Source organism: Corynebacterium sp. HMSC30G07 (genome assembly GCF_001806945.1).
In the GTDB taxonomy this organism is placed as follows: domain Bacteria; phylum Actinomycetota; class Actinomycetes; order Mycobacteriales; family Mycobacteriaceae; genus Corynebacterium; species Corynebacterium riegelii.
Genome location: NZ_KV786449.1, coordinates 21602 through 36648 on the forward strand (window position 1 = coordinate 21602; position 15047 = coordinate 36648).

Annotated in this window: 16 protein-coding genes and 4 pseudogenes; 14 read left to right on the forward strand and 6 right to left on the reverse strand. The window is 60.5% G+C overall.

The features are described 5' to 3' along the window. Nucleotides 1-27: 27 nt before the first annotated feature. From metK to HMPREF3104_RS01515, 4 genes are all read left to right on the forward strand, one after another. Entirely contained in the window at nucleotides 28-1218 is a 1191-nt protein-coding gene (metK, locus tag HMPREF3104_RS01500; protein WP_070493632.1) for a methionine adenosyltransferase, read from the forward strand. Beyond that, the gene (locus HMPREF3104_RS01505; RefSeq protein WP_070493635.1) at nucleotides 1190-2440 is read left to right on the forward strand and encodes a site-specific DNA-methyltransferase; all 1251 of its coding nucleotides are present in this window, start codon (nucleotides 1190-1192) and stop codon (nucleotides 2438-2440) included. Before metK ends, HMPREF3104_RS01505 begins: the two co-directional genes overlap by 29 nt. A gap of 310 nt (nucleotides 2441-2750) precedes the next feature. Further along, a complete protein-coding gene (locus tag HMPREF3104_RS01510) occupies nucleotides 2751-3101 on the forward strand; it encodes a DMT family transporter (RefSeq protein WP_035757987.1) in 351 nt (116 codons plus the stop codon). Next, a complete protein-coding gene (locus HMPREF3104_RS01515; protein ID WP_035757985.1) occupies nucleotides 3098-3412 on the forward strand; it encodes a DMT family transporter in 315 nt (104 codons plus the stop codon). The genes HMPREF3104_RS01510 and HMPREF3104_RS01515 overlap by 4 nt, the downstream gene beginning before the upstream one ends. A gap of 3 nt (nucleotides 3413-3415) precedes the next feature. Here HMPREF3104_RS01515 and HMPREF3104_RS01520 read toward each other — a convergent pair. After that, a pseudogene (locus HMPREF3104_RS01520) lies at nucleotides 3416-4610 on the reverse strand (AMP-binding protein); the annotation flags it as partial. Between the two features lie 59 nt (nucleotides 4611-4669). On the opposite strand from HMPREF3104_RS01520, the gene HMPREF3104_RS01530 reads away from it, so the two are divergent. From HMPREF3104_RS01530 to HMPREF3104_RS12900, 3 genes and pseudogenes are all read left to right on the forward strand, one after another. Further along, nucleotides 4670-5320: a hypothetical protein gene (locus HMPREF3104_RS01530; RefSeq protein ID WP_014320309.1), complete on the forward strand. Its 651-nt coding sequence runs from the start codon at nucleotides 4670-4672 to the stop codon at nucleotides 5318-5320. A gap of 215 nt (nucleotides 5321-5535) precedes the next feature. Then, nucleotides 5536-5802 carry an Nmad4 family putative nucleotide modification protein gene (locus HMPREF3104_RS01535; RefSeq protein ID WP_070493645.1) on the forward strand — a complete coding sequence of 89 codons (267 nt, stop codon included), beginning with the start codon at nucleotides 5536-5538 and terminating at the stop codon, nucleotides 5800-5802. A gap of 117 nt (nucleotides 5803-5919) precedes the next feature. Further along, nucleotides 5920-6162 (forward strand): annotated as a pseudogene (locus tag HMPREF3104_RS12900) (transposase); the annotation flags it as partial. Nucleotides 6163-6186: 24 nt separating this feature from the next. Here HMPREF3104_RS12900 and HMPREF3104_RS01540 read toward each other — a convergent pair. Together HMPREF3104_RS01540 and HMPREF3104_RS12905 are read right to left on the reverse strand one after the other, a co-directional pair. Further along, nucleotides 6187-7218 (reverse strand): annotated as a pseudogene (locus HMPREF3104_RS01540) (IS30 family transposase). Beyond that, complete coding sequence (locus tag HMPREF3104_RS12905; RefSeq protein ID WP_083278850.1) at nucleotides 7152-7673, reverse strand: transposase; 522 nt, start codon at nucleotides 7671-7673, stop codon at nucleotides 7152-7154. Before HMPREF3104_RS12905 ends, HMPREF3104_RS01540 begins: the two are co-directional and overlap by 67 nt. 317 nt (nucleotides 7674-7990) lie before the next feature. On the opposite strand from HMPREF3104_RS12905, the gene HMPREF3104_RS01545 reads away from it, so the two are divergent. The 3 genes and pseudogenes from HMPREF3104_RS01545 to HMPREF3104_RS01550 all read left to right on the forward strand — a co-directional run. Beyond that, entirely contained in the window at nucleotides 7991-8851 is an 861-nt protein-coding gene (locus tag HMPREF3104_RS01545) for an alpha/beta fold hydrolase (protein WP_256388251.1), read from the forward strand. A 183-nt stretch (nucleotides 8852-9034) separates the two neighbouring features. Further along, entirely contained in the window at nucleotides 9035-9199 is a 165-nt protein-coding gene (locus HMPREF3104_RS12410) for a hypothetical protein (protein ID WP_167594494.1), read from the forward strand. Nucleotides 9200-9284: 85 nt separating this feature from the next. Further along, a pseudogene (locus HMPREF3104_RS01550) lies at nucleotides 9285-9710 on the forward strand (N-acetylmuramoyl-L-alanine amidase); the annotation flags it as partial. Between the two features lie 83 nt (nucleotides 9711-9793). On the opposite strand, the gene HMPREF3104_RS01555 reads toward HMPREF3104_RS01550, so the two are convergent. Further along, complete coding sequence (locus tag HMPREF3104_RS01555; RefSeq protein WP_070493649.1) at nucleotides 9794-9982, reverse strand: hypothetical protein; 189 nt, start codon at nucleotides 9980-9982, stop codon at nucleotides 9794-9796. 209 nt (nucleotides 9983-10191) lie between these two features. Between HMPREF3104_RS01555 and HMPREF3104_RS12240 the strand changes: the two genes are divergently transcribed. Genes HMPREF3104_RS12240 through HMPREF3104_RS01575 form a run of 4 tightly spaced genes read left to right on the forward strand, consistent with a single transcriptional unit; the run spans nucleotide 10192 to nucleotide 13884 of the window. Further along, nucleotides 10192-10602, forward strand: coding sequence for a hypothetical protein (locus HMPREF3104_RS12240; RefSeq protein WP_049157412.1), 411 nt, complete (start codon nucleotides 10192-10194; stop codon nucleotides 10600-10602). A gap of 2 nt (nucleotides 10603-10604) precedes the next feature. Next, nucleotides 10605-10814, forward strand: coding sequence for a dihydroorotase (locus HMPREF3104_RS01565; RefSeq protein ID WP_231782322.1), 210 nt, complete (start codon nucleotides 10605-10607; stop codon nucleotides 10812-10814). Between the two features lie 19 nt (nucleotides 10815-10833). Next, the gene (locus HMPREF3104_RS01570; RefSeq protein WP_083278851.1) at nucleotides 10834-12270 is read left to right on the forward strand and encodes a recombinase family protein; all 1437 of its coding nucleotides are present in this window, start codon (nucleotides 10834-10836) and stop codon (nucleotides 12268-12270) included. Next, entirely contained in the window at nucleotides 12271-13884 is a 1614-nt protein-coding gene (locus tag HMPREF3104_RS01575; protein ID WP_070493655.1) for a recombinase family protein, read from the forward strand. It begins immediately after the preceding gene. Here HMPREF3104_RS01575 and HMPREF3104_RS12910 read toward each other — a convergent pair. Both HMPREF3104_RS12910 and HMPREF3104_RS12245 read right to left on the reverse strand, forming a co-directional pair. Further along, nucleotides 13881-14324, reverse strand: a complete 444-nt coding sequence (locus tag HMPREF3104_RS12910; RefSeq protein WP_371441033.1) for a GmrSD restriction endonuclease domain-containing protein — start codon at nucleotides 14322-14324, stop codon at nucleotides 13881-13883. The two genes, HMPREF3104_RS01575 and HMPREF3104_RS12910, sit on opposite strands and share 4 nt — an antisense overlap. An 83-nt stretch (nucleotides 14325-14407) precedes the next feature. Then, nucleotides 14408-15010, reverse strand: a complete 603-nt coding sequence (locus HMPREF3104_RS12245) for a hypothetical protein (protein WP_141738083.1) — start codon at nucleotides 15008-15010, stop codon at nucleotides 14408-14410. Between the last annotated feature and the right edge of the window lie 37 nt (nucleotides 15011-15047).

The window sequence follows — 15047 nt, forward strand, 5'->3', positions numbered from 1 at the left end:
TTCGCTTTTGTGAAAGGAGCCCTCCGCGTGTCTGTAGTGCGAAGTGCTGAATCTGTGTGTATCGGCCACCCCGACAAGCTCTGCGATCTGATCGCAGACCACATCCTCGATGACATCCTCACCCTCGACCCGACGGCACGCGTGGCCGTTGAGGTCATGGCCACCGGCAGGCGCATCATCGTCACCGGCGAGATCACCACCACCATCCGGCCCCGTCTGCGCGCCTCCACGCGTGCTGCACTACGACGGGCCGGGTACAACCCGAACCGGTTCCTCATCTACGTGTGGGTGCGCCGCCAATCCGCCGACATCGGCGCAGGCGTCACCACCTCCATCGAGGCGCGTGCGGGTGACGAGTCGGCGTATGCGAGTCTCGGGGCGGGTGACCAGGGCACCGTCTACGGGTACGCCACGAACGAAACACCCCAGCGCCTGCCACTGCCACTCGTGCTCGCCCACGAGATCTGCCGCCGCCTCGACGCCGCCCGCACCGACGGCACGATCGCAGGCATCGGCCCGGACGGAAAGTCACAGGTCAGTGTGGTCTACGACGAGCTCGGCGCCCCGGTCGGCATCGACACCGTGATCGTCTCGATCCAACACGATGCGAACAAAGACCCCGAGGCGCTTGAACGCGAGGTGCGCACACTGATCGTTGCTCCCGCCATCGAGGCGCACCTGCCCGGTGCCACGCCCGAGCAGGTGCTGGTCAACCCGTCGGGACGGTTCGTCACCGGTGGGCCCACCGCTGACACCGGGCTGACCGGACGCAAGCTCATGGTCGACACCTACGGTGGGCTCGGCCCGCACGGCGGTGGCGCGTTCTCGGGGAAGGACCCCTCCAAGGTCGACCGGACAGGCGCGTACATGGCGCGCCTGATCGCGAAAACCGTGGTGGATGCGCGCCTGGCCGAAGAATGCCACGTCGCTATCTCCTATGCGATCGGTAAGGCCGACCCGGTCGCGTTCCACATCGACACCTTCGGCACAGGTCAGCACTCGGACTGGCTGCTCACCGACGCCGCCCAGGCGATCTTCCCGCTGCGACCGGCCGCGATGATCGAACGCCTCGGCCTTAGAGCCCCCATCTACGCGAAGCTTGCCACCTGCGGGCACATGGGCCATGGCCTGAGCGAGTGGGAATGGACACTGCCATATGCCGACAAGCTCAGAGAAGAGGTGACCCGCCGTGCTCATCAAGCAGCTACCCATCAGTGAGCTCAAGCCCGCCGACTACAACCCGCGTAAGGACCTAAAACCGGGAGATCCAGAATACGACAAGCTCAAGCGCTCGCTGGCGGAGTTCGGGTATGTCGAGCCGGTGATCTACAACCACACCACCGGCCACGTCGTCGGCGGCCACCAGCGCCTGAAAGTGCTCGCCGACCTGGGCCACACTGATGTTGACTGCGTGGTCGTCGAACTGGACGAGACCCGCGAGAAGGCCCTGAACGTCGCATTGAACAAGATCAGCGGCGACTGGGACGAGTCCAAGCTGGCCCTGCTCATCGCCGACCTGGACGCGGCCGACTTTGATGCCGAGCTCACCGGCTTCGACGATGACGAAATCGCCCAAATGATTGGCTCCCTCGACGATGACGAGGTCACCGATGACGGCTTTGATCTCACCGCCGCTCTCGAGGCCGCCTCCTTCGTCCAGCGCGGGGACATTTGGACTGTCGGCAGGCACCGCCTGGTCTGCGGGGACGCCACCAACGCAGACGATGTCGCGGTGCTCATGGATGGCAAGAGCGCGAACCTGGTGCTCACCGACCCGCCCTACAACGTCGCCTTCGAGTCCTCCGATGGGCTCACGATCAAGAACGATGCGATGAAGGCCGACTCCTTCTACGAGTTCCTGCTCACCGCGTTTACCAACATGGCGGGTGTTCTCGACAAGGGTGGGTCGGCGTATGTGTTCCACGCCGACACCGAAGGGCTGAACTTCCGCAAAGCGTTCATCGACGCCGGGTTCAAACTCTCCGGCTGCTGCATCTGGGTCAAAGACTCCCTTGTCCTGGGACGCTCGCCGTACCAGTGGCAGCACGAACCAGTGCTCTACGGGTGGAAGCAAGGTGCCAAGCACAAGTGGTTCGCTGACCGGAAACAGACTACGATCTGGAACTTCGCCAAGCCGCGAAGGAACTCCGACCACCCGACCTCCAAGCCGCTGGACCTGCTGGCTTATCCAATCCGCAACTCAACCCAAACCAACGCGATCATCCTCGACACCTTCGCTGGCAGCGGTTCGACCCTGATGGCCGCCGAGCAGACCGACCGCATCGCCTACCTCATGGAGTTGGACGAGAAGTACGCCTCGGTGATCCTGCGCCGCTACGCCGAGGCGACCGGGGACGCGGCCGGGATCACCTGCCAGCGAGGCGACACCCAATACGCCTACCTGGATGTGGTCAAACAGGTCGACCGCGACCGCGAATAAAACCCCGGAAATGCAGGCAAAACAGGGGCGTGAAAATGAGCCGTTGATGAGGGCAAAAACGACTGGATAAGCGGAAAAACGTATGGCTGTATGTACCTGACCGAAAGCACCCCCACACCTGGGGGAATCGAGCGAAAAGGACTGGTCATGAGTGAATTACACATCGAAATCAGCGAGCTCATCGCAGCCGGAGTTAACGGGCTCTTCGGAATTTTGGGTGTAGATGGGTTTGGTGATCGGGGTGTGTTGAAGTGGTCGGACGCGATTGATAGAGTAAGCCCGGACTCATTACGGAAGTTGGAAATCCCACATGCTCAAAAGCTGGCTGTTACTGATCGGGGCGGTTGTTGCCGAGGCGCTTGGCACCATGTGCCTGCGTGCAGCCGTTGATCAACCGCTCTATGCCATCGGGGTGGTCATCGGATACATCATTGCTTTCACCCTCTTGGGACTCGCCCTGGGAAGAGGTATTCCAATCGGCATTGCCTATGGAATTTGGGCAGCAGCCGGAGTTGCCCTGGTCGCGGTTCTGGGTGCCGTGTTATTCCATGAAACGCTCAGCTTAACGGCGATCATCGGCATTGTCACCATCATGGCCGGCGTCTTCATTGTCCAAACCGGCCAGCGCGATCCAGGCAAAGCTGAGGTGTTGGAATCATGAGCTGGCTGTTTCTGTCCTTTTCGATCGTTTCTGAAATTATCGCTACCCTGAGTCTGCGTGCTTCGGATGGCTTTCGGAAGAAAATCTGGATCCTGCCACTCGTGGTGTTCTACGGGCTCGCTTTCTTTTTCTTAGCGGTTACTATCTCCTACGGCATGCCGGTGGCCATTGCCTACGGCATCTGGTCAGCTATCGGTGTCGCGCTCATCGCAGTGCTGGCGCGGATCATCTGGAAAGAGCCGTTAACCCCGCGCATGATCTTGGGACTGGTGCTGATCATGGCGGGGGTGGTGCTCGTCGAACTGGGGTAAGCGCTATTGGGCCCGAGCGGCGCGAACCTGCTGCTGGATAGTCTCCATGACCGAAGCATCGGCCAAGGTTGTGGTATCACCAATCTCGCGGTCTTCGGCGAGATCTTTGAGCAGACGGCGCATAATCTTACCCGAGCGGGTCTTGGGGAGGTCAGTGACCACGGTGATTGATCGCGGTGTCGCAATCGGTCCGATCGCGGCACGAACATGATCACGCAGGACCCCGACGGCGTCGTCGAGTTGCTGAGCGCTTTCGCGCAGAATCACAAACGCCTCGATCGCCTGCCCGGTGGTTTCATCTTGGGCCCCGACCACAGCGGCCTCAGCAACCATCGCATGGGCGACCAACGCCGATTCAATTTCTGCCGTCGACATCCGGTGCCCGGAAACATTGAGCACATCATCGACCCGGCCCAGGACCCAAATATCGCCGTCCTTATCGAATTTCGCGCCGTCACCGGCAAAATATACGCCAGGGTACTGTGACCAGTAGGTTTTCTGATACCGTTCCTCATCGCCCCACAGGGTGCGCAGCATGCCGGGCCACGGTTCGGTGATCACCAGATAGCCACCGTTGCCGGGTTCTACCGGAACGCCGGCTTCGTCATAGATATCGGCCGTAATGCCGGGCAGGGCGCGCATCGCGGCCCCGGGTTTCGTGGCGGTCACCCCGGGTAGCGGGCTGATCAGAATATGGCCGTTTTCGGTCTGCCACCAGGTGTCCACGATCGGTGCGTTATTGCCCCCGATGTGCTCGCGGTACCACATCCACGCTTCGGGGTTGATCGGTTCACCCACGCTGCCCAACAACCGCAGCGACGACAGGTCATATTCGGCCGGGATATCGCGACCCCAGCGCATGAACGTACGGATACTGGTGGGCGCACAGTACAGAATCGTCACGCCGTATTTCTGCACGATCTCCCACCAGCGCCCCCGATGCGGAGTATCCGGGGTGCCCTCATACAGCACCGAGGTGGTCGCATTGGCCAGCGGCCCGTAGACGATATAGGAGTGCCCGGTGACCCAGCCGATATCGGCGGCCGTCCAGTAGATATCGGTTTCGGGTTTGATATCAAAAACCGCCCAGTGGGTGTAGGAAACCCCCACGAGATAGCCAGTTAACGTCTACGACCCCGAGGAAACCCTGCGGGTTGCCAGAGCTCGCGGCTACCAGCTGGTGGTGCGCGTGATCGAATACGACCCGACGCGTTTCCTCACCATGGTGGCCGCCTGGTTCGAGCAGGAGGTCGTGGCATGAGCATCCTCGCCTTCACCCCGCACAAAACGGGCAGGAAGAAGCTCGCCCAGCTTCTCGCCGATCACCTTGGCACCGAGGCCACCTATCTGGGCACGCCCTCGTTTGCCTACCAGATCGCAGACGCCACGCTGGATCGGGACTGGACCCTCTACCTGCCAGATGGTATCGAGGCGCAGGCCGTGCTCGAGTCCGCACACAAGGCGGGCTTTGAAACCGCCGACCCGGGCGAGGTGGCGTTGACGGTCACGATGCCCACCACCGGGTGGAGTGAGCGCACTCGCGCCAACCTCGAAGCGCTCCTGGCAGCCAAAGGGCCACTGATCGCCAAGGCCCTGGGCATCCCGGCCACACCCGTGCAGTTCAACGATGACGAGACCGTCTCGTTCCCGTGGTGTGAGTCGATTACGCCGGAGACGGCACGCGAGGCGGTGATCCCGCTTGTGGCAAAGCTCTGCCAGCGCGCCCAGGAGGCAACCCGGATCCGATCCACGCCGCCTGCACCGGGCAATGACAAGTACACGATGCGCTGCTTCCTGCTCTCCCTGGGCTTCATCGGCCCCGAACACAAGCAGGCACGCCGCATCTTGCTGGCAGGCCTGGAAGGCGACGCCGCCTGGCGCACCCCGGCAAGCAGGAAGGAGAACTGACGCATCAATCGCGACGCCTGACCTGCTGGCACCCGGAAACCCTGCCACGAGCGGGGTTTCCGCTCATCACAAGCCTTGTTTCTCCATGGTTTTCTTAAGTGCTGTAGATCCCAAAAAATAGTGCCTGATCTGGGCAAATACGACTGGATAAGTGCCCGCACCTATGGCTGTATGTACATGACAAAAGAACAGCCCCTCAGGAAAGGACAACAGCCATGAACACCACCGAGAAGCTCACCACCGAAGCCCTGCAGATGCGCGTCGACTCCTACGGGGCGATCCTCGCACACGGCGACTACACGCTGGCCACCTTCGCGACCTGGACCAAGAAAGACGGCTACGGCAACAGCGCCCAGGTCTACCGCCTGACCGAAGCCCCGATCGACGGCTTCGGCCCGAACGCACGCGGCCGCAGCGAATGCGCCCTGGAGCTCATCGCCGAGGCCGACCACCTTTTCGCAGACGCCGGGCACGCTGGGTGATGAGGTGGAAGCCTGCACTAAACGCGTTCGCGATCACCTTCGCCGGACGGTTCGAGAGAACCACCCACTAATGAAAACCGCCGGACCCCACACACCGTTCATCGGACAGACCCGATCATGCCAATTGTGTATACCCAGGAGTTCAAGCAGCGGGCGTTGCGTTTGATGGAGGATCATCTTCAGGACACGCAATGCTCGCAGTGGTCGGCTGCCCAGTCGGTTGGTACGAAGCTTGGAGTCTCACCGCATACGATGCGGGGATGGCTGAAACAGGCCCGACGTGATGCCGGTACTGAGCCGGGCGCGACTACAGATGAGCTCGAAGAGCTGAAACGGCTACGGCGGGAGAATCGTGAGCTGCGGCGGGCGAACGAGATGGCGGATTCAACCGGTGGTCGCAACGAGTTCCGTGAACTTCTCCGATGGTGTCAGATATCCGAGCGTCTTGCGCGGTCGGCCGTTGAGCGAGTCCTGAATCGCGGTCAGGTCCGCGCGGCTAACGATGCTCAGATCGGTGCTCTTCGGAAGGTATTGACGTAGCAACCCGTTGGTGTTCTCATTGCTGCCCCGCTGCCACGGGGAGTGCGGGTCGCAGAAGTAGATCGGGATCCCGGTTGTGGCTGTGAACTCGAGGTGCTTGGCCATCTCCGCGCCCTAATCCCAGGTGATCGTCCGCGCCAGCGACGACGGGAGCGCGGTGATCGCTTCGCGCATCGCGGCCTCCACCTTGTCTGCACTCTTCCCATCAGGCAAATGCAGCAGGAGCGTGAGGCGGGTGCTGCGTTCGACGAGGGTTCCGACGGCGCTACGGCTGTTCTCACCAAGAATGAGATCGCCTTCCCAATGCCCGGGAACGGCACGGTCCTCGACCTCAGCGGGGCGCTCGCTGATCATGACCATCCCTGGCAGACGGCCGCGCCGATCCGTTGCCGTTCGCGCCTTCCTGGCCGTGCGTCCCGATCTCAGGCAGCGGGCGAGTTCTCGGCGCAGTTGCCCGCGTCCCTGTACGAACAGGGACTGATAGATCGTCTCGTGGCTCACGTGCATCTCCGGGTCGTCGGGATGCTCCAACCGTAGGCGGGCAGCGATCTCCTGCGGCGACCACAGCTGCTTCAACTGCGCTGTCACGGTCTCGAGCAACCGGCCACCGTCAAGCTTGAACGGCTTCGGCCTGCGGGCCTGCTCCCGGGCGTCCTCATGCGCCCGCCACGCCGAGTACTCCTCGCGTCCGCCGCCCCGCTTGACCTCGCGGCTGATCGTCGACACCGCCCGCCCGAGGCTGCGCGCGATCGCAGTGAGCGTGTCACCGCGGGCGAGACCCACGAGTATCTCCTCGCGGTCGAAGACCGTCAGATGACCCTCGCGCGGCTCCCAGCCGAACGGTTTCCCGTCGAGGTGACGCCCTTCCCTCGCCATGCGGCCGACCATCGGCGCCGTGCACCCGATCTCGCGAGCGATGTCGATGAGTCTCCATCCCTTCGAGTGGAGACGGAGCGCGAGCTGCTTCTGCTCACGACTGAGATGACCATGCTTGCCCTGCAACCGATGCCTCCTGAGATCAACGTCTGCTTCATCTCACAGCACCCATTGCGTTGACCGGTTGAATCCGCCATCTCGTTCGCCCTGCGCAGCTCTTTATTCTCTCGCCGCAGACGCTTCAGCTCATCGTCTGCTAACTCGCCGGAGCTGCCCTCGACGCCGTGTGACGGCCCTGAAGGCTTCAACCAATTATTAAGCGTGTGCGCGGAGACACCGACCTTGTCACCGATCTCAACCGCCGCACCCCACTTCGAGCACCCTTCAAGCTCAACAAATTCCTCAGCCAGACGCACCGCCTTGGCCTTGAACTCATCACTGTACTTCCTTGGCATGATCCCAATCTTTCTCTAGAAACGATCGGAACCAAACCCAGGACGCTTCACTTCGTAGAGAGCCACGGCATTACGTTTGAACTCTTCGGAGTACCTAGGCATGGCGGTAGATTACCTTTCTTCCCAACCCGACAGGGTTGGATATCAGGTGTCTACCCCACGGGGGTCAGATCCTTCTACGGTCAATCCTGCTTTCACAGCTTCCTCGGTCAGGATGAATTAGGGTAGCCTATCTTTGTCTGTGTGAGCGGCGTTGGTATGATCACGCCGTTCGAGCCCACACCGGTCACCGCGAGAAAGGCACGCCTATGCAGCCGATGCCCACCCGTGATGTGGTCGTGACTCCTGACGGTAGACGCTTAGCATCGATCAGCCTCGGCGAGGGGCCGCGTTTGGTCGTGTGTGAGGCTGGCCTGGGGATGAGCGCACACTACTGGATTCCGGTCATGCGCCACCTTGCGCCCCACTGCCGCGTGGTCGCCTATAACCGGGCGGGCATCGGCGACAGCGATCCGGATCCAGCTACGCGGAAACTGCAACGACTCGCTAACGACCTGGCGTGTGTCGTTAAAGCTCAATCTTACGAGTCTGTCGTCCTCGTCGGACATAGCTGGGGCGGTCCCATCGTACGTACTGCACAGGGCATGTCGGCGGGCCGCATCGAGCGCGTCGCAGGACTTGTGCTCGTCGATCCAAGCGATGAACACCTCTTGGATAAGTTCCGCCCGCTGTCCTTGGCCCTGCAGCGCCTGAGTCTAGTGTCGCTTGCTCGGCTGCGGTTGCTTTCTGCGATGTACACCCCCATTCTCCGAGGGCTGCCGCCGGACGTGATGACACGAGTGCTTCAGGACTCTACGACCGTTTCAGCAGCACGTGAGGCCGCTGCCGAATTGCGATCGTTGCGTACTGGTCTCGCGCAGCTAGCAACCGACGATCAGCACTACGGCTCTCCCGTGACCGTGATCAGTGGCGCCCAAGCGATGGTCGGCGAGAGCGAAAAGATGCGTGCGGCAATCCGCAAGGCCCACCACTTATCTGCCGCTCGGACAGCAAGTTCCCAGCTCATCGTGGCACGTGATTCTGGTCACGCCATCCCGATTACGGAGCCGGAGGTGGTCGCTCGCGCGGCTCTCGCTCTCTTTGATCGGGACCACTTCGCAGCAGACCTCAACCGTTGAGCTCATCGCAACCTTGGCACGTCTATTACAGGAAGCACGAGCCGGCGTCCCTCATCGTCACATCGTGGCCACGGTGGACGCCACACTGGTATCCTCCGCTATCGTTCAGCCACCAGATATCCCGGGGCCAATGCCCCGAGGAAGCATCTAATCTAACGGGCCTGGCCCACTCAAGGAGAGCTAATGAAGAAGGCAATTTGGCTTGCCGTGCTATACACCGCGGTGATGGGTGCAGGGAAGGCCTACGTCAAAAACGTCAAGGGCGTGGGGTACTCCGACCCTGGGTTCCTGGAACATTTTTCTGGATCCTGCTCGGGTTGGCGACGGCCACCGTACTTTACACCGTAGTGTTCCGTAACGACGCGACGATTCCTTTCAACCAGAATCGCCGATGGGCAATGTACGCCGTCGTCATGGTTCCACTCATTGTATCGCTTCCACCGAATGCCCGGCCTCGCTGGCAGGCTCCCAGCATGCGGCCTACATGGCACGCGCCCAGTACTGGTACGACCGCATGAGCGGCACCAAGCCCGCCCCGACACCACCGGCAAAGCCCACACCGCCCACGCCCAAGCCCTCCGCCAACATCGACGCCCTCGCCGACGCGGTCATCCGAGGCGAGTACGGCAACGGCGACGAGCGCAAACGCCGACTCGGAGCCAACTACACTGCCGTGCAGAAGCTCGTCAACGAGAAGCTCACCGGAGGAAACCCCAACAAGCCTTCCGTCAACATCGATGCCCTGGCTGATGCGGTGATCCGTGGAGACTATGGCAACGGCGAGGAACGCAAGCGCCGCCTCGGAGCCAACTACGCCGCTGTGCAGAAACGCGTCAACGAGAAGCTCGGCATCAGCTAACCCACGCGAAATCAACCCTTGGCCCCGTCATCACCTTCATCGAGGTGGTGGCGGGGCCTTTTCTGCGTTTGCGGAGCTGGTGTTTACCGCAGGTCGTCGAACGGGTCGATGACGGACTGCACTCCACAGCTCGGGCAGATGAACGCGACCTTGATGCCTTGACCTTCGCCTGCAATAAACGGGTCAGGGACACAGACTGAGGTGCATTCTGAACAGGTTCGGTACGACTGGTCGTCGAGAAACACCGGGAGTTCAAAGTCGTCGCCAGTCATCTTCACCCGCCCTTGCTCTGTCGCGGTTCACACGTCGATCGGCCCGCATTGTGAATTGAGCAAAGAATTGCTGCCTTATCTGAATAGAGGCGCAGATCCCAGCCACGGGTGCGAACGCGGCAGGGAGCTTTGTTTCTGTTGCCGGTTTCGTCTGGCGTGACCGGCGTATGGGCGACCACCTTTCGCCTCGTTCCCAGGAGGGCCTGCTCATGGCTCTGAACCAGACTGATCGCCATCACATCCAGATGATGCGCGCTGCAGGAGTTGCCTACTCTCGTATCGCCGCGCACCTGGATCTCAACGCCAACAGCGTCAAGACCTATTGTCTGCGACACGGCATCACCGTCGATCCTGCCGTTGAGCAGGTCACGGATCCAGTTGGAGTGTGGTGTTTGCACTGCTGCAAGCCAATCGAGCTCCGGCAAGGATCGAAGTTCTGTTCCACTGCCTGTCGACGAGCCTGGTGGGCCACCCACCGCAGGGTGGTCACCGAAGAACTGGTCTGCGCGAACTGCCACCGACAGGTCACTGTGGCTCGCACGAGCCAGGTGAAACGCAAGTACTGCTGCCACCCGTGCTACATCCAGCACCGCTTCAATACCCGTGGCGGCAAACGATGAACATGGCAGCCGAGCTGACGGCTCATCACCAACTCACGCAGGTCAAGCAGCTTCTCGAACGCGGCATCCTCACCCCACGCGAAGCCATCACCGTCTGCCAGCGCCTCGACGCCCCAGATGCGCCGCTAGCCGCCCTACAAAGAGCCAGTTTCGTTGACTATCTCGAGGGTTTGAGTGATGTATGGATACAACCTGAAACCCTGTCTGACTAGGAGAAATACCTTGAAGAGAATGGAGCAAATCACCCCGCCACCGATCAGCACTTCTCCGCTTGTGAAAGTGGCAGCGTATGCCCGCATCAGCATGGAAACCGAACGCACACCGCTGAGTTTGTCCACCCAAGTTTCCTACTACCAGCAACTCGTTCACGACACTCCTGGCTGGACGTTCGCCGGAGTGTTCGCCGATTCTGGAATCTCTGGAACCACCACAAATCGCCCCCAGTTCCAAGAACTGCTGGCCCTCGCCCGGAAAGGGGCAATCGACCTGATCCTCACCAAGTCGATCTCGCGATTCGCTCGCAACACCGTCGACCTGCTCGAAACCGTTCGCGAGCTGAAAGACCTCGGGGTGGAGGTGCGATTCGAGAAAGAGAACATCTCCTCAACCAGCGCTGACGGAGAACTCATGCTCACCCTGCTGGCGTCTTTCGCGCAGGCAGAATCAGAGCAAATCAGCCAAAACGTCAAGTGGCGCATTTGGAAAGGCTTCGAAGAAGGCAAAGCGAACGGCTTCCACTTGTACGGTTACACCAACTCCGCTGACGGCACCGACGTGCAGATCATCGAAGAAGAAGCAGCCGTGGTGCGCTGGATATTCGACCAGTACATGAAGAAGATCTCGTGCGAAAAGATGGCCGCGCAGCTCATCGCCGACGGCAGGGTTCCACACCTGGCTGACAACAAGTTGCCCGGCGAATGGGTCCGTCACATCCTGAAGAACCCGCACTACACCGGCGACCTCCTGTTAGGGCGATGGTCCACTCCGGAGGGTAAGCCTGGACGAGCAGTGCGCAACACCGGCCAGTTGCCGCAATACCTGGTGGAAAACGCGATCCCCGCCATCATCGACCGCGACACCTTCGTCGCGGTTCAAACCGAGATTGCACGCCGACGCGAACTCGGGGCCCGTGCGAACTGGTCCATAGAAACTGTGGCGTTGACGTCGAAGATCAAATGCGTGTCCTGCAACTGCTCGTTCGTGCGCAACGTACGCAATCCAAAAACCCAAAACTCGATCTCCACCGAGCACTGGATCTGCACCGAACGGAAGAAAGGCCGCAAAACCGGATGCGGCACCTGCGAGATCTCTGACACGGCACTCAAAGGCTTCATCGCCCGAGTCCTGGGTATCGAGGCCTTCGACGAGGACGTGTTCACCGAGCGTATCGACCACATCGACGTGCAGGGAAAAGACCGCTACACGTTTCATTACACCGATGGCACCAGCAGCTCGCACACGTGGCGACCAAACCTGAAGAAGAGCTCGTGGACCCCAGTAAGAAAAGCCGCCTGGGGTGAACTCGTGCGTGCTCGCTGGGCCGAAGCCAAAAGGCTCGGGTTGGACAACCCACGGCAAGCACCAACACCACCAGAAGCATTGGCGAAGTACCGGGCCGTGGCCAAGGCAGAGGCTGAGCGCCTGCGCGCCGAGCGAGGCGAACGCTAAATGGCCCGCACCGTCACAGCAATCCCCGCCACCCGAGCGCTCCACACTGGTGCTCCACTTGGACAGACAACCCTGCGCAGGGTCGCCGGGTATGCCCGCGTGTCCACCGACCACGACGATCAGGTGACGTCCTACGAAGCCCAGGTCGACTACTACACCCGCTACATTAGCGATCACGCGGGCTGGCAGTTCGTGAAGGTCTATACCGATGAAGGCATCACAGGCACCTCAACCAAACACCGCGCTGGGTTCCAGCAGATGGTGATCGACGCGCTCGACGGCAAGATCGACCTGATCATCACCAAGAGTGTGTCCCGGTTCGCCCGCAACACCGTCGACTCGCTCACCACCGTTCGAGCCCTCAAAGACAAAGGCGTGGAGGTCTTCTTCGAGAAAGAAGGCATCTGGACCTTCGACGCCAAAGGCGAGCTCCTCATCACCATCATGAGCTCGCTGGCGCAAGAAGAAGCCCGCTCCATCTCCGAAAACGTCACCTGGGGGCACCGCAAACGCTTCGCCGACGGCAAGGTCACCGTCCCATATTCTCGGTTCCTCGGATACGACAAAGGCGAAGACGGCAGCCTCGTCATCAACCCCGAGCAAGCCAAACTCGTGCGCCGGATCTACAACATGTACTTAGGTGGCATGTCCATCGGAACGATCGCCCGCACCCTCACCGACGAACCAGAGACCTTCACCGCCGCAGGCAACAAGACCTGGTATTACCGATCCATACGAGCGATTCTCACCAACGAGAAATACAAGGGTGACGCTCTCCTGCAGAAGTCGTACGTCGCTGACTACCTGACGAAACGTCAAGTCATCAACCAAGGCGAAGTACCCCAGTACTACGTCACCGCCAGCCATGAGGCGATCATCAGCCCGGCAGTGTGGGACTTCGTCCAAGCCGAAATAGCTAAAGGGGCTAGAGATCAGCGAACCCAGCATCGCACCAGGCCCTTCTCATCGACCTTGGAGTGCAGCCAGTGCGGGCACTTCTTCGGCTCGAAAACCTGGCACGCGGGCAGTAAGTACGAAAAGGTCATCTGGCGGTGCGGCCACAAATACGCAGGCCAGGAAAAATGCGCCACCGGGCACATCAGCGATCAACGACTCAAGGACATGTTCCTCGAGGCTATCCGCCTCCGATTCGGCTCACCTGCCGATGACACCGTCAACCACGCCGTACTCGACGCGCTCGACACCAGCGACCTCGAAGTCGAAGCAGCCGGACTGATCGCCCAGATCGACCAGGTAGCGAAAAAGCTCGAATCACTAATCACCCACAACGCACGCGTCGCGCAAGACCAACAGGTTTACGAGAAGGCGTTCAACGCTAGCCACGAACAGCACCAGGCGCTGTTAGCTGAGCACGCTGCCGTGGTCGACGAAATCCACAACAAGCACAACCGACTAGCCGCCTACCACTACTACAGGCAAGAGACCGCCAACCTTGAACTTGAACAGTTGGCCTTCAAACCATACCTCTGCGTAGCTTTGCTCGACAAAGGCACCGTTAACATCGACGGTACGGTGACTTTCCACTTCCGCGACGGCAGCACCCAAGTAGTAGCCATCAAGGCGGACATTGGGCAGGCGCCAGGGTGTGATTAGAGTTGCCACTCCTTAATCAAGATCTCCAAAAGCTCTTTCTGACGTCGCTCGATAACACTCGGAGTCCACACCGGTTCTCCAAGTACCTGCGTGGTGAGTGCGAACACCGCCACGCCTTTCCCCGACTTGAAGTACCTCTCCTTCTTAACATCGAAGTCATAATTGCAAGCACTGGAGTTTTTCCGGCGATTGAGCAGCAGTAGGTTCCCAAGACGATGTGTCCATACTTTTGCTTCGCAGAAAATGACGGGCTCGATGGTGCTGGTTTTGGACAGGTCATCGGAATAGACCGTGCCGCGCAGTGCGTGGGCTTTGCCCTCGACCCGGTGTGCGGGTAGGACGTTTTTTCGTGCTGCCAGCCAAGCTGGTTGCCCGCTAGACGCAACTCCACGGCTTTTGGCACGGCGGGATCGGTGAAGTCCCGCGATAGGGATGCTGATTCTCCGCCGATCTCAAGATCGGCCCTCACATTGGTTTTAGCGACGAAGCTGGGGTCACATGACGTTTTCGTGACGGTCGCTGCCTACCCGTCGACTATCACCTCGCTTTGAGTCTTGGCGAATAGAGCATCGAGTGGCTCGAGCTGAGCTTTGCGCTCAGGGCTCGGTGCGTACTGGCCGTTGGCTACCGACTGATACGGGTCGTCGCGATGATGGCTCTCGTCAGACGTGCAGTCGATCTCCGCTTGGATTTCCATAGCCTTGAGTTCGGCCGCACCGTCGCCGCTGATTTCACGCACGGAGGCCTCGATCCGCCAGCGGTCTGCGTCAACACTCACGAGCGGGTCACGTCCAAAGTAGTCGCCTCCCCAGGAGTGCAGGGTGTTGCCAGCTTGCCATATCACATCCTTGACGGCGCCATCGGCAACCTTGACGGTGAGCAACGACTGCGGCTGATCCGGTGTTTCGAATGACACCGTTGATTCCCCGTCGATCGTGGCGCACGCGGCAGATGTCAGGGGCTTATCCGTGCTGTCAACGCTGAGCTTTGCGCTGATGGAAGGAGCTGAGGTGGTCGGGGGGTTATCTCGTCGCCACAACCGGCGAGCGTAGCTGCAAAAACCAGAGCCATTGCTGCACAGCGTTTCTTGATGCCATCCTTTCAACCCGGCGGTGAGCTGGGTCACGTAGGCTATGGCGTTGAATCTACCGTAGGGCTTGGCG